The sequence below is a fragment of the Streptomyces sp. NPDC040718 genome, assembly GCF_055593565.1.
Window position 1 is genome coordinate 203129 of sequence record NZ_JBVIXO010000005.1, and the last position, 19753, is coordinate 222881.

Consider the following 19753-nt stretch of genomic DNA (forward strand, 5'->3'; position numbering starts at 1 on the left):
TCCGCCGATCGGATGGCGTCTGCACCGTCACCGGCCGGGAACGCCCGTGGCGGCCCTCTGTACCCGCAGAAGCAGAGCGGACTGCGCCCAATACCTGGCAGATGCTGGCCCCTATGGCCCATTTGCATCTCTGATGAGAGACTGAACCCGCGCGGGCCGTACCGGCCCGTGCCGCCGGTCCTGGGCGGACGAGCGGCTCTCGCCGCCGCGGGACGAACGGCAGGAGGCCCCCGCGTACCGATCGCGGTGTTCGGTACGCGGGGGCCCTGCGCCGTCAGGGCGCGCTCAGAAGCACTGCTTGTAGTAGGTCTTGATGTTGGGGAGCGACTCCAGGTCCGCCCGGCGGTGCGGGTGGTTGGTGAGGATGTAGGTGATCCGGGCCTCCAGGTCCGTGCCTCCCGCGACGAAGGGCTTCGGCTTCGCCGCCTTCAGGATGTCGCAGAACTCCTTGATGAGGCCCAGCTGCACGTGGTTCGCCGCGAGCGGGCAGAGGGTGGCCGCCACGTCGGCCTGCCACTGCCCGGGCATCTCGGCCGGCTTGCAGTCGAGGTTGTCGACGCCCGGCATCCACGCGCTGCCGACGATCTGCGCCGAGTGGACGTTCTGCCCGATCGTCTTCTGCCCGCCGGGGCCGGGGACGGTGCCCTGGGTGATGAGCGTCGGCATCAGCGATTCGACCCAGCCTGCCGTGCAGTAGGGGGTGTTCCAGGTGATCGAGCGGAAGGCGCCGCTCTTGGTGATCACGTGCACCAGCCCCTTCGGGGTGTTCAACGGGCCGCCGGCCGAGCTCTCCCACTCGACGACGCCCGGGGCGCCGAGGGCGTCGTACCCGCCCGCACCCGTGGCGGCCACGACGGTGAAGACTTCCTGGACGGTGGCGTCCTGGTTGTTCTTGCGGAGCCACAGCTTGAGGGGGTGGTTCGCCGAAGCGACGTACAGCCGCCCGCCGTTGTCGGCGGAGAGCCGCATCCGCGTGTTCGAGGTCTTTCCGTACACGGTGCCGCCCTTGTAGCGGAGCACCCCGTCGGGGGCGGTCCACAGGTACGCGCGGTTGAAGGCGTCGCGCGGCTGGGCGAGGGAGGTGAGGCAGACGGGTCCGGCCGTCTTCAGCGTCGGTGAGGTCACCGCGGTCAGGCTGCCCGGGGCCTTCGAGAAGTCGCGCTTGTCCAGGGCGGTCTGCGGGAAGGCCGCGAGCAGCGCGGCCTGGAAGGCGGCCCGCTCGTCCTCCAGGTCCAGCAGGAACCGCTCGTAGTGCTGCTTGTCGGCCATGGCCTTGAGATCGGCGGCGATCTTCGTGGTGTCGGGCGCTCCACCGGCCAGCCAGCTCAGCAGGCTCGGGTACGAGACGGGCGGGGTCTGGGTGCTCATGGTCTTCCCTTCGGTCGGACGCGGAACGGTGGACCGGGTGGGGGGAGGATCGGGGCACGGCAACGCACACGGGTCCGGACGGGACTCGTTGTGGTGTGGGCGCTTTCACGCTACCGCGCGCCTTCGCGCCACGCGGCCGAATCGGTCGAACCGGCCGAACCAGTCGAACCGGGGCCCGGGGCCGGAGCCGGGAGTCCGGAGCCGGGGAGTCCGGAAAGAATCTTCGGCCGGGGGCGAATCCTCTGGGAGCCTCCCCGCCTCTTATCCGCGTACCGACCCACCGGACACACCGGAACGCCTGGAGGAACCATGCTGATCACTGCCGTCGCCGTCGTCGGAGCCCTGCTCGTCGGCGCCTGCACCTGGCACCTGCTGCGGCGCTTCAAGAGCCGCGGCTGAGCACTGACCGCACCCGAGGCACCCGTCGGAGACGAGCAGCACACATGAAACAACGCTTCACCTGGCCGGACGACCGGCTGATCAAGGCCGCCCAGGACGGTGACGTCACCTCGCTCACCGCCGTCGTCATGGAATCGCAGCCCCACGTACGCAAGTTCGCCCTCTCGCTGTGCTCCTCGCCGCAGGACGCGGAGGACGCGGCGCAGGAGGCGCTGATCATCCTCTACCGGAAGATCGGCACCCTGCGGGCCACCGGCGCGCTCGCCTCGTGGATGTTCCGGATCGTGCGCAACGAATGCCTGCGCCAGGTACGGCTGCTCGCCTCGCGGAGCGGTGACGCCCCGGCCGCACCGGACGCCCCGGCGGAACCGTCCGCCGAGGAGGCGGTGCTGCGCGGGCTGGAGGCGGAGCGGATCGCGGCGGCGGTCAGCGCCCTCCCCCGGGACCAGCGGCAGGTCCTGATCATGCGGGACGTACAGGGCCTGCCCGGCAGGACCGTGGCGGACGCGCTGGGCCTGAGCACCACCGCGATGAAGTCCCGGCTGCACCGGGCCCGCACGACGCTGCGGCTCTCCCTGACACAGGCCGACCGACCAGGGACAGGAGACCCACGACCATGACCACGACCACGACCACCACGAAGCCCGCACGACCGGCGGCCCCCCGCCCGGACTTCGCCAGCAGCTCCGTCCCGCGCCACCTGGCGCGGGGCGCCATCGGCTTCGGCCTGATCATCGGCTCGATCGCCCTGGTCCCCACGCTCGGCCCGGCCGCCCTGCTGGCGGCCCCGCTGTCCCTGATCGCCTTCCGCGGCTGCCCGACCTGCTGGATGGTCGGCCTGGCCCAGACCGTCTCCCGCGGCCGCCTGGAACGCCGGTGCACAGACGGCGTCTGCACCCTCGAGAGGGCACACCCGGCGACAGGGCCCCGGAAATGACCGACGGGCCGTTTCGGATTCCTCCGAAACGGCCCGTCGGCCTGCGGTGCCGGGTCAGGCGTCCAGCAGTGCCCTGCGCAGCCGCTCGACGGTTTCCCGGCCGATGCCGATGTGGGCGGCGAAGTCCTGGACCGATCCGTGCTCTTCCTCCACCCGTCGGAGGAAGAGCAGCATGTTGGCCGGCGGGGCGACCAGCATGGCCGGCGGGACGTACGCCCACGCGGTCTGGGTGTCGTCCTCGTTGCCGCCCGACAGGGAGGCCTCCCACCGGGCGGTCGCCTCATCGCTGAGGGCGTAGTCGGCGGCGATCGTCGCGGCGGGCACGCCCAGCAGCCGCAGCACCAGGGCCGCCAGCACCCCGGTGCGGTCCTTCCCGGCGGCACAGTGGAACACCGCGGGCAGCCCCTCCGGCTCTGCGAGCGCCTCGACCGCGGCCTTCAGCCCGGCGGCGCCGGTGACGGCGGTGTGCCAATAGTGCCGTGCGGCGAAGTCCTCGCGTTCGAGGTCCGCCGGATCCCCGGCCGACCAGTCCGGGGTCTGCGCGAGCAGCGGGAGGGGAAGCCTCCGGCCCGACCAGCCCGCCGGCGGGGTCCAGGCCCGGGTCTCGGCCTCGACGGGGGTCCGCAGGTCGATCACGGTGGCCACGCCCAGCGCGGCGAACGCGTCGGAACCGCACGCCGTCATCCGGTGCAGGCCGTCGGAACGGAACAGCCTCCGCCAGGCCACCGTCCTGCCGTCCGCGGTGCGGTAGCCGCCCAGGTCCCGGTAGTTGAAACAGCCGTCGACCTCGACGAAACGGGAGGGAGAGGTTCTGCTCATGACGGTTCTGGCTCCTGGCCGGCCGGGCCCGTGCGGTCCCCTTCGTCGTGAGGGGGCCACCAGGCGTGGAAGTGGGAGGGCGGGCCGTGCCCGGTGCCGACGCCCAGGGCGTCGGCGTGGCGCAGCGCCTCCGTCAGATAGCTCTTGGCATCGGCGATCGCGCTGTGCCAGTCCGGACGCTGCGGGCGCAGCGCCGCGATCGCCGAGGACAGGGCGCATCCGGTGCCGTGGGTGTTCCTGGTGCGCACCCGGGGCGCGCTGAGCCGGCGGATCCGGCCCTCCTCCACGAACAGGTCGACGCTGTCGGCACCGGTGAGGTGCCCGCCCTTCAGCAGGACCCGCGGGCACGACTCCGCGAGGCGGCGCGCCTGCTCGAACATCGCCGCCTCGTCGGCCGCCTCCTCCTCGCCCAGCAGCTCTGCTGCCTCCGGAAGGTTCGGCGTGACCACGTCGACCAGCGGCAGCAGCCGCGTGCGCAGCGCGGCCACGCTGTCGGCGGCGAGCAGCCTGTCACCGCTCTTCGCCACCATGACGGGATCCAGCACGACGTACGGCGGGCGGTGCCGGGTCAGCCGGTCCGCGACGATCTCGACCAGGCGGGCGTCGCCCAGCATCCCGATCTTGACGGTGTCGACGCGGACGTCGGCCAGGAGCTCGTCGAGCTGGCTCTCCAGGAAGTCCGGCGGCGGGTGGTGCACTGCGCTCACGCCGCGGGTGCTCTGGGCGGTCAGTGCCGTGACGACGCTGGTCCCGTAGGCCCCGAGGGCCGAGAACACCTTGAGGTCGGCCTGCAGGCCGGCCCCGCCGCTGGGGTCGCTGCCGGCGATGGTGAGGGCTACGGGGATCATGCGGTCGCTTCCCGGTCCGACAGCGACGGGGACGAGGCCATCGCCCAGAACCGCTTGGGGATGCGGCCCGCGCGGCGCGCGTCGAAGCCCGCGGCCACCCCGGCGGCCATCGCCCGGGCCATGCGCTCGGGGTCCTTCGCCCGGGTGATGGCGCTGGCGAGCAGCACGGCGTCGCAGCCCAGCTCCATGGCGAGGGCGGCGTCGCTGGCCGTGCCGATGCCGGCGTCCAGGATGACGGGCACTCCGGCCGACTCGACGATCATCTCGATGTTCTGGGGGTTCGCGATGCCTCGTCCGGTACCGATGGGCGAACCCAGCGGCATGACGGCCGCGCAGCCCACGTCCTCCAGCCTGCGCGCCACCACCGGGTCGTCGGTGGTGTACGGGAGGACGATGAACCCCGCGTCGACCAGCTGCTCGCACGCGTCGACGAGTTCCGACACGTCGGGCAGGAGGGTCCGCTCGTCGGCGACGACCTCGACCTTGATCCAGTCGGTCTCCAGTGCCTCCCGGGCCATCTTGGCGGTGTAGACGGCCTCGGCCGCGCCACGGCACCCCGCAGTGTTGGGCAGGATCCCGATGTCCAGCTTCCTCAGGAGTTCCAGGACTCCGCTGCCGCCGCCGGCGTCCACCCGGCGCAGGGCGACCGTGGTCATTTCCGTGCCCGAGGCCACCAGGGCCCGCTCCAGCACGGTCAGGTTGGCGGCTCCGCCGGTACCCGTGATGAGTCGGGAGCCGAACCGGCGCCCTGCGATCGTCAGTTCCTCAGCCACCCTGCACCGCCGTCAGTATCTCGATGTTCGTGTTCTCGGCCAGTTCCACGTCCCACTGGCCACGGGGTAGCACCTCGCCGTCGACAGCGACGGCGACTCCGCGTTCCGGCACTCGCAGCTTCATGACGACGTCGGCCGCTGTGCAGCCTTCGGCGACGGTCTGCCGTTCTCCGTTGACGATGACGTTCATGCGAATCTCCTCGGACGGGCCGCTGCGGCCTCGGGAAGCGGTCGGTCGTCGAGTTCGGCGAGGACCGCCTCCGCGGTGAGCGGGGCGAGCAGCAGGCCGTTGCGTCCGTGTCCGGTGGCCAGCACGGTCCTCGCGTCGACCCGGCCGATCAGGGGCACGTTGTCCGGGGACATCGGCCGCAGGCCGGCGTCGGCGGCGACGAGTTCGTACTCGGCGATCGTCGGCAGCACGGTCTCCGCGTCGGCGATCAGGTCCCTGACTCCGCCGAGGGTCACCTCGCGGTCGTGGCCCACCTCGTACTGGGTGGCGCCGATGACCAGTCCGTCGTGGCGCGGTACGAGATACACCCGGCGTCCGTGGACCAGGCCGCGGACGGTGCGTCCGGGCGGTGGCAGCACTCCGGTACGGGACCGCACCCGCAGGATCTCCCCCTTGGCGGCCCGGACCCGGGCCATCGGGTGCAGGGCCGCCGAGTCCACCCCGGCCGAGAGCACGATCTGGTCGGCTTCGAGGAGGGACAGGTCCGTCACCCTCTCCCGCACCAGCCTCACCCCGGTGGCGGCGCAGGCGGCCGTCAGCGCGGCGAGCAGCATCCGGTTGTCGGCCGCCAGGTCTTCGGGGACGTCCAGTGCGGCCCGGATGCCGTGGGACAGGGCGGGTTCGCGGCGCCGCAGCTCCCGGCCGGTCAGGGTGGCGACCGGCCTGCCGTTCTCGGCCAGCCAGTCCGCGAGGACGTCGAGTTCCTTGAGGTCGGCGGAGTCCATTCCGACGATCACGGTGCCCTCGGTGCGCAGCCCGGACGGCTGCCCGGACTCGACGGCCAGGCGCTCGGCGAACTCCGGCCACCGGGCCAGCGACAGCGCGCTGATCTCCAGCAGTTCTTCCTCGCCGGGCCATCCCTCCGAGGAGGAGGCGAGCATGCCGCCCGCCACCCAGGAGGCGCCGCGGGCGGGCTCCGGGTCGTACAGGGTGACCGTCCAGCCCGCGGCGGCCGCCCGCCAGGCCACGGTCAGGCCGATGGCGCCGGCTCCCACTACGGCCAGCTGCTTCATCCGGCCGCCCCGGACACCGCCCGGCGGACGGCCGCCGACACCTCGTCGGCGAGGGCCAGGTCGTCGTCGCCGACGGTGATGACGGTGACGTCGGCGACGGTGTGCAGCCCGCGCACCAGGAACGCGTATTCGGCGTCCGGTTCGAGCAGCAGGACGACCGGCTTGCCCAGGGCGGAGGCCCAGCCGAGCTCCACGTGGGTGCCCGGCGAGGCGGGGGCCCCGGGGAACGCCACGAAGACGTCGCTGGCGGATATCTCGTCGAAGTCGAGGCGGGTGCATTCCTCGGGCGTCAGGAAGGCCGCGCCCCAGCTCTCCCGGCGGTGGGCGTTGTGCACGACGTGTCCCTCGGCGTCGAGGCGGTCGAGCAGGGTCTCGAAGCGCAGGCGGTGCTTCTTGTCCATCTCTCCGGTGGCCGGGTCGACGATTCCCTTGAAGGGGCCGCCGAGGAACACGGTGCCGGTGGGCGATTCGGTCATCACTTCACTCCTGTGACGATGAGGAAAGGGGCGTGGACGCGCTCGGCGGTGAGTTCGGGGTGCAGCGCCGGGTCGGGCTCGACGTCGCCGAGGACGGGTTCTCGGGAGCGGACCTGGGTGAAGCCCGCTCCGGTCAGCGCGTCGAGGTAGACCTCTCGGGGCCAGTGGTGGTCGATGAGTTCCAGGGTGCCGCCGGTGGGGATGTCCAGCAGGACCCGGCGGAGTTCCCCGGTGGTGTAGTCCTTCCCGGGGTCGCCGTTGCGGAACTTCGAGAACTGCACGCCGGTGGTGGCCGGGTTGGTGTCGAGCACCGTGTAGCGGGCGCCGGGCCGCAGGACCCGGTGGACCTCGGCGGCGATGGCGCGGATGGCGTCGCGGTCGCCGATGTTGATGAACACGTAGCAGGACATCGCGGCGTCGACGGATCCGGACGGCAGGAAGTCCAGCCGCCCGCTCTCCACCTGCCGGTAGGTGATCCTGGGGTGCGGGCGCTTGGCGCCGGCGATGTCGATCATTCGGGCGGAGATGTCCGCGCCGACGACGTCGACGCCGTCGAACGCCTCGACGACGCGGCGGGCGACCTTGCCCGGCCCGCAGCCGTAGTCGAGTACCGTGCGCACCCCGGTCGTGCCCAGTCCCAGCTCGGCGAAGACCGCCGGATAGCCCACGACCCGCTCGGGCAGGTCGTCGTAGGCCTCGAAGCCGGACGCGATGTCCGGGGTGTCCTTCCAGTTGGTGCCCAAGGGAGCGCCTCTCAGTTCTGCGGACGGCCCGCGGCGGCCGCCAGTGACGGCCAGCGGTGGGCCACGAGCCAGCGGTGGACGGGCCAGAGCCGACCGAGGAGGGCCTCGTCAACCGGTTCCTCGCGGCGCAGCCGCCGCTGGACCTCGAACAGCAGCACCACCTGGACCCAGTAGTCCGGCAGACCGAGGCTCTCGTCGCCCAGCCGGTGCTCGTCGCGCCGCAGGGCCTCCTCGATGCGGAACACCTCGCGCAGGTAGGGCCAGTTGTCGCCTTCGGGCATGGCGGGGAAGGAGTACTCCGGCTCCCGCTCCGACGCCGGGTCGGCCAGTACGGCGGCCACCCGCTCGCGGTCCGGGTCGTACACGTGCAGCGATCCGGCGAAGTGGGTGTACTCGCCGAGCTGGACGCCGAGCTCCCGCGCGAGAACCTCCTGTAGGAAGGTGAAGGAGAACACGTCGCTCGACATGCCCCGGTAGGCGTCGTTGGCCCGCATCATGCCGACCGCGTGCAGGGCCCCCTCGCGGAGCAGGAACTGGAGTCCGAGCGTGCACGAGACGTCCGGGTTGCCGGGGGTGAGCAGCTCCTCGCCCCGGAAGATCTGCAGTACGGCCCGCTTGCTGTCCGGGTCGCGGCGCAACTCGTCCACGACCCGCTGCCACTGGCTCGGTGCACCCCCGGTCGTGCCGAACAGCGGCCGGCCGTAGGCGGTGCCGGTCAGCCGTACGCCGTCGGCGGAGTACTTGCGCATGCCGGGTGCGTAGTACGCGATGAAGTCGAGGTCGTCGCGGCCGGACAGGTACCACAGGGCCTCGGCGTAGTTGAAGACGATGTTCAGCCGCCGGGACGGTGCCAGCGGCACCCGCTGGGTGGGGTCCAGCAGCCTGTACCGCACCCCGAGCTGTTCGACGCTGGGGAACCCCCGGGGGGAGTTGCGGAACTCGGGTTGCTCGAACACCGATCGGATGACGGCCGGGTAGGCGTGGTGGAAGGTCTTGAATTCCATGGGATCGCTCAGTTCTGTTGCGTGGGCCGGCCGGCGGGACGCGCGGTGATCACCGACTTGAGGTGTGCGGCCGCGCTCCGCGGATCGTCGGCCCCGGTGATCGCCCGAACCACGGCGACCCCTCGGGCGCCCGCGTCGAGCACGGCGGGCAGCCGGCCGCTGTCGACCCCGCCGATCGCGAACCAGGGGCGGGGGTCCCCGGTCGCCGCGGCGGCGCGCACCAGGTCCAGGCCCGCCGCGTACCGTCCGGGTTTCGTCGGGGTCTGCCAGCACGGCCCGACCGCGACGTAGTCGAGGTCCGGGTCGGCCAGGGTCGCGGCCAGCTGCCCGGCGTCGTGCGTCGAGCGTCCGATCGCCGTCCGGCCGCCCACGATCTCGCGGGCACGGGCGAGCGGCAGGTCGCCCTGGCCGAGGTGCAGGACATCGGCCCGCGCGGCCCGGGCGAGGTCGGCGCGGTCGTTCACCGCGAGCAGGGCCCCGTGCCTGCGGCAGGCGGCGCGCAGCACCTCCAGCGCCTCCAGTGCTTCCCTGGCTTCCAGCGGCCCGTACTTCCGTTCGCCCGCGGACCCCTTGTCGCGGAGCTGGAGGACGTCCACGCCGCCGGCGAGGGCCGCGTCGGCGAATTCCGCCAGGTCGCCCGAGTCCCGGCGGGCATCGGTGCAGAGGTACAGGGTGGCCGTGGCCAGGCGTTCTCGTGCGTCCACCCGGTCAGACGTCCGATCCGTGTCCGGGCCCGCGGCCGGTCTTGGCGAGCGGGCCGTTCCCGGCGTGCCACACCAGGTCGAAGGAGAACTCGCTGATGCGCCACCCCTCGGGTCCGCGGACCGTCTCGGCTTCGTAGTGGCCGCCGATGGTGAAGTGCTCTCCCGGGTTCTCGCGGTGCGGTACGTGGACGGCCATCAGGTGCGCCCGGACCCGGGCCCGGTCGCCGTCGAGGCGGATGTCGTAGTTCGACGCGATGTGATGGGTGCGCTCGAAGTTCTCCCGGGCCATCTTCTGGAAGGCGACGAGTCCGTCCCGGCCGGTGAACTCGCCCATGGGGAAGGTGAGGTGGACGTCGGCGGTGAACACCGCGTCGAGCCAGTCGTCGTTGTCCCGGTCCTTGTCGAGGTGCCGGAGGTAGCGGTCGCACACGCCGGCGATCTCGATGCGGTCGGTGTGGGCGCGGAGCCCGGCCCGCAGGGAGGCCACTGCTTCGTCGATGGGTGCCATGTCCTGTGTTCCTCTTCAGTCCTGGTCCTGGGTGGGTCGGGAGGCACGGCGGAGGGCGCTGATCAGGACGTCGGTCCCGGCAGCGCCGCTGACCCGTTCGCCGCCCGGGAAGACGTAGGTCGGCACGGCGGAGACGCCGTCGGCGCGGGCCGCCGAGGCCTGCTCGCGGACCTCGGCCGCGCCCTCGCCGGACGCCAGGAACTCCTTCGCCCGGGCGCCGTCGATGCCCGCCTCCTCGGCCAGCCGTACCAGCTCGGAGTGGTCGGCCACGTTGCGGCCGGCGCGGAAGTGGGCGTCGAAGACGGCCGTGGCGAGAGCGGCCGCGGTGGCCGGCCCGTGCTCCCGGGCCGCGAACCACATCAGGCGGTGCGCGGGCAGGGTCCCGACCGCGAGGGCCCGGTCGAAGCGGTACTCGACGCCTTCGGAGGCGCCGAGCCGGGTCATCCCGTGGAGCATGGACTCCGCCTGCTGCCGGCTGCCGAATATCCCCGCCATGACGTCGAGGAGCGGCGCGGGTTCCTCGGTGCCGTCCACCTCGGGGTTGAGCAGGAACGGGCGGTGGACCAGTTCGACGTCCTCGCCGATTCCGGCCTCCGCCACGGCGCGCTCGAACCTGTGGGCGCTCAGGCGGCACCACGGGCACGCGAAGTCCCGGTAGACATCGACCTTCATTTCTTTCCCTTCGTAGCGGAAGACGACATGACGGAGCGGCGGGCGTGCGCGAGGGCCTGCGACCAGCCCGCCCCGGTCCGGAGCGCACCGCGCAGCCCGGGAACGGCTCCGCGGTGGTTCACTGCCAGGGCTCCGGCGAGCCGGTCACCGGAGCGGTACAGGGCGATGAAGCACGGTGCGCCGGCGTCGCCGACGATCTCGACGTGCTCGCCCTCGGGCATGCCGACGAACTGGATGCGGTGCCCGTACCACTGCGACCAGAAGTACGGGACGGTGACGCAGGGCCGGGCCGCTTCCGGGCCGACCGCGTTCCGTGCGGCCAGGGCGCCCTGCTCCGCGGCGTTCGTCCAGTGCTCCAGCCGTACCTCCCGCCCGTACCCGGGGTGCTTCCAGCGCGCGACGTCACCTGCGGCCCACACCCCCGGGATGCCGGTGGCGAGGTACTCGTCGCAGATCACCCCGTCGCGGAGGGCGACTCCCGAGCCCGCGAGCCATTCGACGGCGGGCTCGGCACCGATGCCGACGACGACCAGGTCGGCATCGACCGTGGACCCGTCGGAGAGCAGGACCCGCTCGACCCGCCCGTCCCCCTCGATGCCGGTGACGGTGGTGCCGCAGCGCAGATCAGTGCCGTGCGCGGCGTGCAGGTCCGCGAAGACCGCTCCCGTCGCATCGCCCAGGGACCGGGTCATCGGGGCGGGGAGGGCTTCGACCACGGTGACGTCGAGTCCGCGCCGGCGCGCCAGCGAAGCCACCTCGGAGCCGATGAACCCGGCGCCGACGACCACGGTGCGGGCACCGGCGTCCAGTGCGCGCCGGACGGCCCGGGCGTCGTCGAGGGTCCGCAGGCCGTGCACGCCGTCGAGGGGCGCGGGCACCGGCAGGGTGCGCGCCCGTGCCCCGGTCGCGATGACGAGGGCGTCGTAGGGGACCTCGTCGCCGCCCGCGGTCACGGTCCTCGCCGTCGGGTCCAGCGCCGTGGCCGGCGCTCCGAGCCGCAGTTCCACGCCGAGGCCGTCGCGCAGATCCGCGGCATCGGGGTGAGTGGGCGGGGGCGGCTCCCCTCCCGCTGCCAGGAAGTCCTTGGAGAGCGGCGGCCGGTCGTACGGAAGGTGTTCCTCGGCGCCGATCAGGACGATGCCGCCGTCGAAGCCGCAGCCCCGGGCGGCGGTGACCGCCCGCAGGCCCGCGAGCGAGGCGCCCACGACCACCAGCCGCCGAGAGGTCACCGCTGCCTCAACGCGTTGACCGGGCAGAGCCGCATCGCCGCGGCCGCGGCCTCGTGCTGGCCCCGCGGCACCTCGTCGCCGTCGAAGAGCACGACGAGGTCGCCCTCGTCATCGATGCGGAACAGCTCGGGCGCTGCCTCCTCGCACACGCCGTGGCCCTCGCAGCGCTGTTCGTCCAGGAATATGTTCATCGTCGTGCGCTCCTGACGCTCGGCTCACACATGCAGTGCCGTGGGCAGGGAGGACATCGCCCTGATGTGGTTGTTGACCCGCCAGACCGGCTCACCGACCTCGATGCGCCGCACCCGCTTGGCGAGGGCCGTGAGCAGCGCGGCGCCCTGCAGCCGGGCCAGGCCCTGGCCGACGCATCCGTGGATGCCGTGCCCGAACCCGACGTGGCTCTTGGCGTCGGCGCGGGTCACGTCGAACACCTCGGGGTTGCCCCAGTACCGCTCGTCCCGGTTGGCCGAGGCGTACAGCATCAGGACCCGGGAGCCGGCGGGCAGGAACTGGCCACTCAGGTCGCAGTCGCGGGTCACGAGGCGGGAGAAGGCCCGGATCGGCGACTCGCAGCGGACCGTCTCGTTGAAGGCGTTGTTCACGAGCGAGAGGTCGCGGCGGATCGCGTCCCACTGCTCCGGGTGGTTGCCGAGCAGCCACAGGGCGCTCGACAGCGCGGAGATCGTGGTGTCCAGCGAGGGAAGCAGGTAGTCGCCGATCAGCGAGGGCAGCAGCCGGTGTTCGACCCGCCCGGCCTCGGCCGCGGCCACCAGGTCGGCTCCCCAGCTGCCGTCCCGGAGCCGGCCCGGCCGGGCCATGTCCGCGATGTACTCCCACATTCCCTTCATCAGGGGTACGTCGGCGAGGGAGCGCTCGTTCATCGGACCGATGGTGTTGAACGCCGCGGACGCCCAGTCGAGGAACTGCTCGCGCCCCTCGGCCGGCCAGCCGAGGAGGTCGGGGACGACCGAGGTGGGGAAGACGTGGGCGAAGTCGGCCACGCCGTCGAAGCCGCCCTGCCGGATGAGCCTGTCGACGAGGTCGTCGGCGAGCTGCTCGAAGTGCTCGCGGTGCGCGCGCAGCGCCTTCGGGGTCAGCGGGCCGCTGATGATGCCGCGCACGTGGTCGTGGTAGGGCGGATCGCTGGCGAGGGTCGTGCCGCGCATCCGTTCGTTGATCGGGTCGTTGAGCGCGACTCCCGACCCGGAGGAGAAGGTCTCGTAGTCGTGCAGGGCCGCGTACACGTCCTTGTACCTGGACACGGCCCACACCTGGTACTGCTCCAGCCAGACTGCGGGTCCGGTGTCCCGCAGGACGCGGTAGGGCTCGTAGGGCGAGAGGATCGCCTCTTCGGAGTACGGGTCGATGTCGCTCTTCGGCTCGGTCGCCGTGGCCATGGTGGTCCGTCCTTTCCTTCGGTCCGGGAGGTGGTCAGGCCCGTACTGCTTCGACGACGCTGCAGAGGCCACCGGGGACGATCCGGTTCAGTTCGAGTCCCGCCTTGCGGAACAGCGCCCGGAACTCGTCCTCGGTCCGCTGGTGGCCGTCGCAGAGGACCAGCATGTTCAGGTCCATGAGCTTGACCGTCGGCGCGGGCACGGGGCCGGTCGGCATGACCGCCTCGACCAGGAGCACGCGTCCGTCCGGGGTCATCGCGTCCCGGCAGTTGGACAGGATCCGCACGGAGTGCTCGTCGTCCCAGTCGTGGATGATGTTCGACATCAGGTAGGCGTCCCCGCCGGCGGGGACGGATTCGAAGAAGTCACCCGGGTGCTTGTGCACCCGGTCCGCCACCCCGGCCTCGTCGAACGCCCGGCCGCCAGCGGCGATCACTTCGGGCTGGTCGAAGAGCACGCCCTCGGCCGCGGGGTTCGCGGCGAGCACGGCGGCGAGCAGCGCGCCCTGTCCGCCGCCGACGTCGACGATCCTGCGGAAGGAGCCGAAGTCGTAGGCGTTCACGACGGGGGCGATGAGCCCGGAGGACGCCTCCGTCATCGCTCGGTTGAACACCCCGGCCGTGTGCTCCTCCTCGCGCAGGTACTGCCATACGGAACGGCCGTGCACGCCCTCGAAGGCGGACCGGCCGGTACGCACCGACTCCGCCAGCCCCGACCAGGAGAAGCGGTCGGCCGGCTCGCCGACCCACCGGGCGAAGTTGCGCATGGAACCCGGCACGTCGCTGCGCAGGGCCTCCCCGGTCTCCGTCAGGGCGAAGACCCGTCCCTCCTCCTCCCGGAAGAGGCCGAAGTCCGCGCAGGCGCGCAGCAGGCGGTACAGCGTGGGGGCGTGCGCGTCGACGGCCTTCGCGATGTCCTCCACCGTCCGCGGGCCCCGGCCCAGTTCGTCGGCGACGCCGAGTTCGGCCGCGGCGCTCACGGCCGCGGACATCCAGCCGGCGGTGGCGAGCTGGAGGATGCGCGCCGAGGGAGGTATCTGGGATTCGGTCTGCACGGTGGCACAACTCCTAAGGGGAAAGGTCGGATCAGCTCTGCGCCGAGCGGGAACGCACCACGCGGTAGGTGTTGGCCGAGCGGGACGTCACCAGGGACCGGGCCCGGACGCGGCCGTCGCGGACCTCCCGGGGGCGCTGCTCCTCGGGCAGCGTGTGGAAGGCGTCGTACGCCTCCTTGCTGTCCCACTGGGCGTAGTTGACGACGCACGTGCCGTCGAGACTGCGGAAGTAGGTGTGCGAGCGGTAGCCGGGCACCTCGGTGAGCCATTCCTCCGGCTTGGCGAGGGTGGTCAGCAGTTCCTTCTGGTTCTCCTCGGCGACGCCGAGCACGATGATCACCGTGTAGTCGTCGCGGGAGGGCGAGATCTCGGTGACGCCGTCCAGGGCGGGGTGCCGCTGGACGAAGTCGACCTCCGTCCTCAGCAGGCGTACGGAAGTGGCCAGTTCGTTGAACTGCGGCACGGTCCTGCGCTTGAAGCCCTCGCCGGCGTAACGGGCCTGCAGGGCCTCGAGGCTGGTCCACTGGATGTAGTTGGCGGTGCCGGGGCTGTCCTGCCCGGCGTGCAGGGTGGACGACACCCAGCCGGGGTAGCCGGCGTTGTCGATGATGTCGCGCATGGCGTCCAGCACTTGCTCCTGGCCGGCCGCCGTCTCGGTCTCGAAGAGGTTGAACACGGTCAGGTAGCCGTCTTCCGGCGAGATCAGGGGCACAGGTGTTCCGTTTCTGCGTGTTCTGTGGGTTCTGCGTGTTCTGCGTGTTCTGCGCGTGCTCGGCGCATTGCGCGGACGCGGGGCTACGGGAGGGGTTCGCCGAACCAGCGGCGGAGCGCCTCCGGCAGCGCCGTCCGCTCCTCCGGGGACGCCCAGGCCACGTACCCGTCGGGGCGGATCAGCAGGGCTGCGGCGTCCGCGAACGCGCCGGGGGCCGTCGGCACGACGGTCGCCGTCGTCACCCGGTCCTTCCATCCGGCCGCCGTCTCCCGCAGGCCGGCGTCGTCGACCAGGTCGAGCAGCACGCCCAGGCCGGGGTGGAGGAGCCGGGTCGTGCTCGTGGGACCGGTCTCCGTGCGCAGCGCGTGATGGCCGATCCGGCGGCCGAGGAGCGGGTGGCCCCCGTCTTCGTCCCCGTAGCGGATGTCGAGATGGCTGACGGTCCCCGCGAGGTGCCGCTTGACCGCGTCGTGGGCGATCAGGTCGCCGAACAGTGCGCGCAGCGGGTCCATCTCGGGGCCGCCGAGGAAGAGCATGCCCTGGGCCCGGGTGTTCACGAGCAGCCGCTCGCCCACCGGGTGGCGCTCGCCGTGGTAGGTGTCGAGGAGCCCTTCGGGGGCCTGGCCGCGCACCTCCGCGGCCAGCTTCCAGCCCAGGTTGGCCGCGTCCTGGACCCCCGTGCTCAGGCCCTGACCGCCGGCCGGCAGATGGATGTGCGCCGCGTCGCCCGCGAGCAGTACGCGGCCCCGGCGGTACTCGGTGGCCTGACGCGTGGCGTCGGTGAACGCGCTCACCCAGTCGGCGCTCCCGCCGCTGATGTCCTCACCCGTGAGGCGCCGCCAGGCGTCGGCGACCTCCTCGTACTCGGGCGTCTCGCTGCGGTCCGGCGGCGGGGTGCCGTGCTCGCACACGATGATGCGGTCCACGCCCTCCGCCAGCGGGGCGGCCATCACCATGCCGCCCGGGAGCCGTTCGCCCAGGAACCTGGGCTTCAGCCCGCAGCCGACCACATCGGCCAGGTACATCCCGCGCGTCGCGTCCGTGCCGGGGAAGTCGAAACCGGCGGCCTTGCGGACCGCGCTGTGACCGCCGTCGCAGCCGACGAGGTAGCGGGCCCGCAGGGTGCGCACCCCGTCAGGGGTAGCGGCGGTGACGGTCACGCCGTCCTGCTCCTGGTCGAGTTCCAGCAGCTCCCAGCCCCGGCGGAGGCCGGCTCCGAGGGACAGCGCCCACTCCTCGAGCACGGCCTCCGTCTGCGACTGCGGGATGCCCCGGGCACCGAAGTGGGCGCCCTCCAGCACGGTGTAGTCGAACTGGATCCCGCCGAAGTGGCCCACGGGGCTGGTCTGGAGGTCGCCGAAGCGCGACAGGAGTCCCCTCTGGTCGAAGACCTCCATGGCCCGTGCGGTGAAACCGAGTCCGCGGGACTGGCCGGTGGGCCGGTCCAGCCGTTCGAGGACGATCACCGACGCGCCGCCCAGGCGCAGTTCGCCCGCCAGCATCAACCCGGTCGGGCCGGCGCCCACGACGAGGACGTCCGCGTCGAACATTTCCTGCTGCGTCTCCATGCCTGTCCTATCTCTTCCTCGGATGACGTGGGGTTCCGGCGGGCTCCCCGAACCAGCGGCGCAGCGCTCGCAGCAGCCCCGGCTCGTCGGTGTCGGTGTCGGGGCCGACCCATGCGACATGGCCGTCGGGCCGTACGAGTACGGCGCCGACTGCGCTCAGGGGCCCTTCGGGGACGGGTTCCGCCGCCACCACCCGGACCCGGTCGGCCCAGGGACCGGCGAGCGCGTCCAGCCCCGCACCGCCGGCCGGCCCGGTGAGGCAGAGCAGCACGCCGCCCCCGGAACGCAGCAGTTCGTAGGTGCCGTACGCGTCCGCTCCGGCCGTCAGCCGGGCGTACGGGAGCCGCATGCCGAGCAGCGGGTGGCCGTCGCCCAGGTCGTACCGGACGTCGAGCCCGGACACCATCCCGGCCAGGTGCTCCCGTACCCCGTCCAGGGTGATCAGCGCCGCGAGGGTGCCGCGCAGCGCTTCCACCTCGGGCCCGCCGAGCAGCAGGCCGGCCTGGGCGCTGATGTTCTCCAGGACCCGGCCCCCGATCAGGTGGCGTTCGCCGTGGTAGGTGTCCAGCAGGTCCGCGGGGGCGGTGCCGGCCACCTCGGCGGCAAGTTTCCAGCCGAGGTTCACGGCGTCCTGCAGACCGAGGTTCAGTGCCTGCCCCCCGATGGGCATCTGCTGGTGGGCCGCGTCCCCGGCGAACAGCACACGGCCCGACCGGTAGCGGGCGAGCCGACGGGAGGCGTCTCCGAACGCGTTCACCCAGACCGGTGTCCCGTGGGAGATGTCCTCCCCGGTGACCCGCTTCCAGGCGTCGACGACGTCGGCGAACCGCGGCTCCGTCCCGGGAGGGCGGACGGTGCTGCCGAAGGCGTGGACCATCACTCGGGTGACGCCGTCGCCGCGCCGGGCGGCGACGGCGAGTCCGTCCGGCAGGCGCTGGAACCGGCGGTCCGGTACGTCGATTCCCGCGACGTCGGCCCGCAGCAGCTCCCTCTGCGCGTCCCGGCCCGGGAAGGCGGTGCCGGTGATCCGGCGCAGGGTGCTGTGCTCACCGTCGCAGCCCACCGCGTACCGGGCGCGGATCCGCACCGGCTGCCCGGTAGGGCCCACGGCTTCCGCGGTGACCCGGTCCGCGGCCACGTTCAGGCCGTTGAGTTCGTGCCGGCGCCGGATGTCCGCACCGAGGCCGCGCGCCCAGGTCTGGAGCAGCTCCTCGGTGCGGGTCTGCGGAACCTTCCACTGCCCCGGGTACGGGGTGGGGAGGCTCAGGTCGAGGGGGATCCCCGCGAAGTGCCCGCGGCGGTCGCTCGGCGGAGTGCCGAGCTCCGCGAGCAGTCCCCGGCCGTCCAGGATCTCCATCGTGCGGGCGTGCAGCGTCGATGCCCGCGACTCGGTCGTCGAGCCGCCACGGCGGTCCAGGACGACCACGTCCGCGCCGCCGAGCCGGAGTTCACCGGCGAGCATCAGCCCGACGGGGCCCGCGCCGACCACGACGACCTGGGTGTCCACGTACTCGACGGCCATCGTCAGCGCCGGGTCTCGGCGTGGTTCTTGGCGTGGTTCAAGGTGGCGAGGCTGTTGGTGCTCAGCGCACCGTGGACGTACTCCCGGGCGTCGGCCACGGTCGCTTCGGCCCCGAGGATCCTGGCGATGTTCTCGGTGTTGATCACGACGGTGTGCTGGGAGGTGGCGACGACTCCGCCCTCGGCGTCCCCGGCCTCCTCGAAGGTCCAGTAGCCGGTGTGCAGGGTCATCAGGGCCGGCAGCGTGACCTGCTTGTAGGCGATCTTCCGCTCGGGGAAGGTCACCCGGTAGGACTTCGTGGTGTGCGTGGAGCCGTCCTTGGCACGGGTGTCCATCTCCAGGACCTGGAGGCCCGGGGTGTCCTCGGTGAGGCGGACGCCTGCCACGTGCGGCAGCCGCTCCTGCCACAGGCCGGCCTCGTTGACGAAGTCGTAGACGTCCTTGGCGGAAGCGGCGATCCGGACCGAGTCCTCGAAGGAGAAGGCCAGTTCCCCGGTGCGGTGCGCGAGCTCCAGGTTCGTCTTCAGCGCGGCCAGCTCCGAGCGGGAGTTCTGGTCGACGGCCTCGTCGATCCACTTCAGGGACTCCGGGTCGTCGTCGACGGCCCGGTAGTCGTGCAGCAGCCGGATCCGGGACTCGGTGTCCGACAGGGCTTCGATCACCCAGGCCCCGCCCATCGACGCGACGGGCGCCGCGGAGACCTCCTGGCGGAAGTCGATGCGCAGACCCGCGGGGTCGAGGGTCCGGCGGGACGTCCAGTTCTTGGCCTCGCCGTTGGCGGTGGCCCAGATCCGGATCCGCTCCGTGCCGTCCCCGTGTTCGAGCTGCTCCACGTGGATGGTCGGCGGGAAGATCTGGGGCCAGTTCGCCACCTCGGCGATCAGGCGGTAGACGGTGGCGGCGGGGGCCGAGACCGTGATCTCGTGCTCCACTTCGCGCAAGCCGTGCTGCACCATGTTCTTTCTCCTGATCAGAAGTTGCCGAGGCCGCCGCAGACGTTCAGCGCCTGCGAGGTGATGGACGCCGCGGTGTCGGAGGCGAGGTAGCCGACCAGCCCCGCGACCTCGTCGGGCGTCGAGTAGCGGCCGAGCGGGATCTTCGCCTGGAACTTGGCGAGGACCGCTTCCTCGGTGGTGTCGTAGGCGGCGGCGTAGCCCGCGCGCACCCGCTCCGCCATGGGCGTCTCGACGTAGCCGGGGCAGACGGCGTTGACGGTGATCCCGGTCGGGGCCAGCTCATTGCCCAGCGACTTGGTGAAGCCGACGACGCCGTGCTTGGAAGCGGTGTAGGGGGCACCGAGCACGACGCCCTGCTTGCCCGCGGTGGAGGCGATGTTGATGATCCGGCCCCACGGCTTGCCGCGCAGGCCACCCGTGGTGAGGACCTCCCGGGTGACCCGGAAGACGCTGGTGAGGTTGGTGTCGATCACGTCGTTCCAGAGCTCGTCCGCGATGTCGGCGGTGACGCCTCCCCCGCTGCGCCCGGCGTTGTTCACGAGGATGTCGACGCCGCCGAAGCGGTCGACGGCGCCCTGCACGAACGCCTTGACGTCGTCCGCGGACCGGACGTCGAGGGGCGTGCCGTCGACCGTGAGGCCCTCCTCCCGGAGCTGCTTGACGGTCGAGGTCACGTTCTCGGCGTTGCGGGCGCCGATGAAGACCTGGTGGCCCTGGGTGGCCAGGAGCCGGGCCACGGCCAGGCCTATGCCGCTGGTCGCTCCGGTCACGAGGGCGACCCGCGGGTTCTGCTGCGTCATTTCTTCGTCTCCAGTTGGGGGC

At 72.2% G+C, this 19753-nt stretch carries 23 protein-coding genes; 2 read left to right on the forward strand and 21 right to left on the reverse strand.

The genetic code is table 11. The features are described 5' to 3' along the window. Positions 1 to 285: 285 nt before the first annotated feature. Positions 286 to 1368: a hypothetical protein gene (locus tag ACZ597_RS15095; RefSeq protein WP_471329272.1), complete on the reverse strand. Its 1083-nt coding sequence runs from the start codon at positions 1366 to 1368 to the stop codon at positions 286 to 288. A gap of 443 nt (positions 1369 to 1811) precedes the next feature. Here ACZ597_RS15095 and ACZ597_RS15100 point away from each other — a divergent pair, with 443 nt between their 5' ends. Both ACZ597_RS15100 and ACZ597_RS15105 read left to right on the forward strand, forming a co-directional pair. Next, positions 1812 to 2387 (forward strand): RNA polymerase sigma factor, encoded by a 576-nt coding sequence (locus tag ACZ597_RS15100; RefSeq protein ID WP_471329275.1) that lies wholly within the window; start codon positions 1812 to 1814, stop codon positions 2385 to 2387. Continuing rightward, positions 2384 to 2704, forward strand: coding sequence for a hypothetical protein (locus ACZ597_RS15105; protein WP_471329278.1), 321 nt, complete (start codon positions 2384 to 2386; stop codon positions 2702 to 2704). Before ACZ597_RS15100 ends, ACZ597_RS15105 begins: the two co-directional genes overlap by 4 nt. Positions 2705 to 2758: 54 nt before the next feature. On the opposite strand, the gene ACZ597_RS15110 is transcribed toward ACZ597_RS15105, so the two are convergent. From ACZ597_RS15110 to fabG, 20 genes are all read right to left on the reverse strand, one after another. Continuing rightward, positions 2759 to 3523 (reverse strand): tyrosine-protein phosphatase, encoded by a 765-nt coding sequence (locus ACZ597_RS15110; protein WP_471329280.1) that lies wholly within the window; start codon positions 3521 to 3523, stop codon positions 2759 to 2761. Further along, positions 3520 to 4371 carry a bifunctional hydroxymethylpyrimidine kinase/phosphomethylpyrimidine kinase gene (gene thiD / locus ACZ597_RS15115; RefSeq protein ID WP_471329282.1) on the reverse strand — a complete coding sequence of 284 codons (852 nt, stop codon included), beginning with the start codon at positions 4369 to 4371 and terminating at the stop codon, positions 3520 to 3522. The genes ACZ597_RS15110 and thiD overlap by 4 nt, the downstream gene beginning before the upstream one ends. Beyond that, positions 4368 to 5144: a thiazole synthase gene (gene thiG, locus ACZ597_RS15120; RefSeq protein ID WP_471329285.1), complete on the reverse strand. Its 777-nt coding sequence runs from the start codon at positions 5142 to 5144 to the stop codon at positions 4368 to 4370. The genes thiD and thiG overlap by 4 nt, the downstream gene beginning before the upstream one ends. Next, the gene (gene thiS, locus ACZ597_RS15125; RefSeq protein WP_471329288.1) at positions 5137 to 5334 is read right to left on the reverse strand and encodes a sulfur carrier protein ThiS; all 198 of its coding nucleotides are present in this window, start codon (positions 5332 to 5334) and stop codon (positions 5137 to 5139) included. Before thiS ends, thiG begins: the two co-directional genes overlap by 8 nt. Continuing rightward, positions 5331 to 6386 carry a glycine oxidase ThiO gene (gene thiO, locus ACZ597_RS15130; RefSeq protein ID WP_471329291.1) on the reverse strand — a complete coding sequence of 352 codons (1056 nt, stop codon included), beginning with the start codon at positions 6384 to 6386 and terminating at the stop codon, positions 5331 to 5333. Before thiO ends, thiS begins: the two co-directional genes overlap by 4 nt. Next, positions 6383 to 6862 (reverse strand): nucleoside 2-deoxyribosyltransferase, encoded by a 480-nt coding sequence (locus tag ACZ597_RS15135; protein WP_471329294.1) that lies wholly within the window; start codon positions 6860 to 6862, stop codon positions 6383 to 6385. Before ACZ597_RS15135 ends, thiO begins: the two co-directional genes overlap by 4 nt. Continuing rightward, positions 6862 to 7605, reverse strand: coding sequence for a class I SAM-dependent methyltransferase (locus ACZ597_RS15140; RefSeq protein WP_471329297.1), 744 nt, complete (start codon positions 7603 to 7605; stop codon positions 6862 to 6864). The genes ACZ597_RS15135 and ACZ597_RS15140 overlap by 1 nt, the downstream gene beginning before the upstream one ends. Positions 7606 to 7616: 11 nt before the next feature. After that, the gene (locus tag ACZ597_RS15145) at positions 7617 to 8609 is read right to left on the reverse strand and encodes a thymidylate synthase (protein WP_471329300.1); all 993 of its coding nucleotides are present in this window, start codon (positions 8607 to 8609) and stop codon (positions 7617 to 7619) included. 8 nt (positions 8610 to 8617) lie between these two features. After that, entirely contained in the window at positions 8618 to 9313 is a 696-nt protein-coding gene (gene thiE, locus ACZ597_RS15150) for a thiamine phosphate synthase (RefSeq protein WP_471329302.1), read from the reverse strand. Positions 9314 to 9317: 4 nt separating this feature from the next. After that, positions 9318 to 9821, reverse strand: a complete 504-nt coding sequence (locus ACZ597_RS15155) for a nuclear transport factor 2 family protein (protein ID WP_471329305.1) — start codon at positions 9819 to 9821, stop codon at positions 9318 to 9320. Between the two features lie 15 nt (positions 9822 to 9836). Continuing rightward, the gene (locus ACZ597_RS15160) at positions 9837 to 10493 is read right to left on the reverse strand and encodes a DsbA family oxidoreductase (RefSeq protein ID WP_471329308.1); all 657 of its coding nucleotides are present in this window, start codon (positions 10491 to 10493) and stop codon (positions 9837 to 9839) included. Next, positions 10490 to 11722, reverse strand: a complete 1233-nt coding sequence (locus tag ACZ597_RS15165; RefSeq protein WP_471329311.1) for an NAD(P)/FAD-dependent oxidoreductase — start codon at positions 11720 to 11722, stop codon at positions 10490 to 10492. Before ACZ597_RS15165 ends, ACZ597_RS15160 begins: the two co-directional genes overlap by 4 nt. Then, positions 11719 to 11913, reverse strand: coding sequence for a ferredoxin (locus ACZ597_RS15170; RefSeq protein WP_471329314.1), 195 nt, complete (start codon positions 11911 to 11913; stop codon positions 11719 to 11721). The genes ACZ597_RS15165 and ACZ597_RS15170 overlap by 4 nt, the downstream gene beginning before the upstream one ends. 24 nt (positions 11914 to 11937) lie before the next feature. Next, positions 11938 to 13119: a cytochrome P450 gene (locus tag ACZ597_RS15175; protein ID WP_471329317.1), complete on the reverse strand. Its 1182-nt coding sequence runs from the start codon at positions 13117 to 13119 to the stop codon at positions 11938 to 11940. Between the two features lie 34 nt (positions 13120 to 13153). Beyond that, positions 13154 to 14173, reverse strand: coding sequence for a methyltransferase (locus ACZ597_RS15180; protein WP_471329320.1), 1020 nt, complete (start codon positions 14171 to 14173; stop codon positions 13154 to 13156). A 31-nt stretch (positions 14174 to 14204) separates the two neighbouring features. Continuing rightward, positions 14205 to 14885, reverse strand: a complete 681-nt coding sequence (locus ACZ597_RS15185) for an antibiotic biosynthesis monooxygenase family protein (protein WP_471329322.1) — start codon at positions 14883 to 14885, stop codon at positions 14205 to 14207. A gap of 83 nt (positions 14886 to 14968) precedes the next feature. Next, positions 14969 to 16453: an FAD-dependent monooxygenase gene (locus ACZ597_RS15190; RefSeq protein WP_471329324.1), complete on the reverse strand. Its 1485-nt coding sequence runs from the start codon at positions 16451 to 16453 to the stop codon at positions 14969 to 14971. A gap of 7 nt (positions 16454 to 16460) precedes the next feature. Further along, entirely contained in the window at positions 16461 to 17975 is a 1515-nt protein-coding gene (locus tag ACZ597_RS15195; protein ID WP_471329327.1) for an FAD-dependent monooxygenase, read from the reverse strand. Positions 17976 to 17977: 2 nt separating this feature from the next. After that, the gene (locus ACZ597_RS15200) at positions 17978 to 18931 is read right to left on the reverse strand and encodes an aromatase/cyclase (RefSeq protein ID WP_471329330.1); all 954 of its coding nucleotides are present in this window, start codon (positions 18929 to 18931) and stop codon (positions 17978 to 17980) included. A gap of 14 nt (positions 18932 to 18945) precedes the next feature. Continuing rightward, positions 18946 to 19731, reverse strand: coding sequence for a 3-oxoacyl-ACP reductase FabG (fabG, locus tag ACZ597_RS15205; protein WP_471329332.1), 786 nt, complete (start codon positions 19729 to 19731; stop codon positions 18946 to 18948). Between the last annotated feature and the right edge of the window lie 22 nt (positions 19732 to 19753).

Bases quoted from the DNA above. Each gene is read 5' to 3' on its own strand.
- ACZ597_RS15095 (WP_471329272.1), bottom strand. From the start codon at position 1,368: ATGAGCACCCAGACCCCGCCCGTCTCGTACCCGAGCCTGCTGAGCTGG.
- ACZ597_RS15100 (WP_471329275.1), top strand. From the start codon at position 1,812: ATGAAACAACGCTTCACCTGGCCGGACGACCGGCTGATCAAGGCCGCC.
- ACZ597_RS15105 (WP_471329278.1), top strand. From the start codon at position 2,384: ATGACCACGACCACGACCACCACGAAGCCCGCACGACCGGCGGCCCCC.
- ACZ597_RS15110 (WP_471329280.1), bottom strand. From the start codon at position 3,523: ATGAGCAGAACCTCTCCCTCCCGTTTCGTCGAGGTCGACGGCTGTTTC.
- thiD (WP_471329282.1), bottom strand. From the start codon at position 4,371: ATGATCCCCGTAGCCCTCACCATCGCCGGCAGCGACCCCAGCGGCGGG.
- thiS (WP_471329288.1), bottom strand. From the start codon at position 5,334: ATGAACGTCATCGTCAACGGAGAACGGCAGACCGTCGCCGAAGGCTGC.
- thiO (WP_471329291.1), bottom strand. From the start codon at position 6,386: ATGAAGCAGCTGGCCGTAGTGGGAGCCGGCGCCATCGGCCTGACCGTG.
- ACZ597_RS15135 (WP_471329294.1), bottom strand. From the start codon at position 6,862: ATGACCGAATCGCCCACCGGCACCGTGTTCCTCGGCGGCCCCTTCAAG.
- ACZ597_RS15145 (WP_471329300.1), bottom strand. From the start codon at position 8,609: ATGGAATTCAAGACCTTCCACCACGCCTACCCGGCCGTCATCCGATCG.
- ACZ597_RS15155 (WP_471329305.1), bottom strand. From the start codon at position 9,821: ATGGCACCCATCGACGAAGCAGTGGCCTCCCTGCGGGCCGGGCTCCGC.
- ACZ597_RS15160 (WP_471329308.1), bottom strand. From the start codon at position 10,493: ATGAAGGTCGATGTCTACCGGGACTTCGCGTGCCCGTGGTGCCGCCTG.
- ACZ597_RS15170 (WP_471329314.1), bottom strand. From the start codon at position 11,913: ATGAACATATTCCTGGACGAACAGCGCTGCGAGGGCCACGGCGTGTGC.
- ACZ597_RS15175 (WP_471329317.1), bottom strand. From the start codon at position 13,119: ATGGCCACGGCGACCGAGCCGAAGAGCGACATCGACCCGTACTCCGAA.
- ACZ597_RS15190 (WP_471329324.1), bottom strand. From the start codon at position 16,453: ATGGAGACGCAGCAGGAAATGTTCGACGCGGACGTCCTCGTCGTGGGC.
- ACZ597_RS15195 (WP_471329327.1), bottom strand. From the start codon at position 17,975: ATGGCCGTCGAGTACGTGGACACCCAGGTCGTCGTGGTCGGCGCGGGC.
- ACZ597_RS15200 (WP_471329330.1), bottom strand. From the start codon at position 18,931: ATGGTGCAGCACGGCTTGCGCGAAGTGGAGCACGAGATCACGGTCTCG.
- fabG (WP_471329332.1), bottom strand. From the start codon at position 19,731: ATGACGCAGCAGAACCCGCGGGTCGCCCTCGTGACCGGAGCGACCAGC.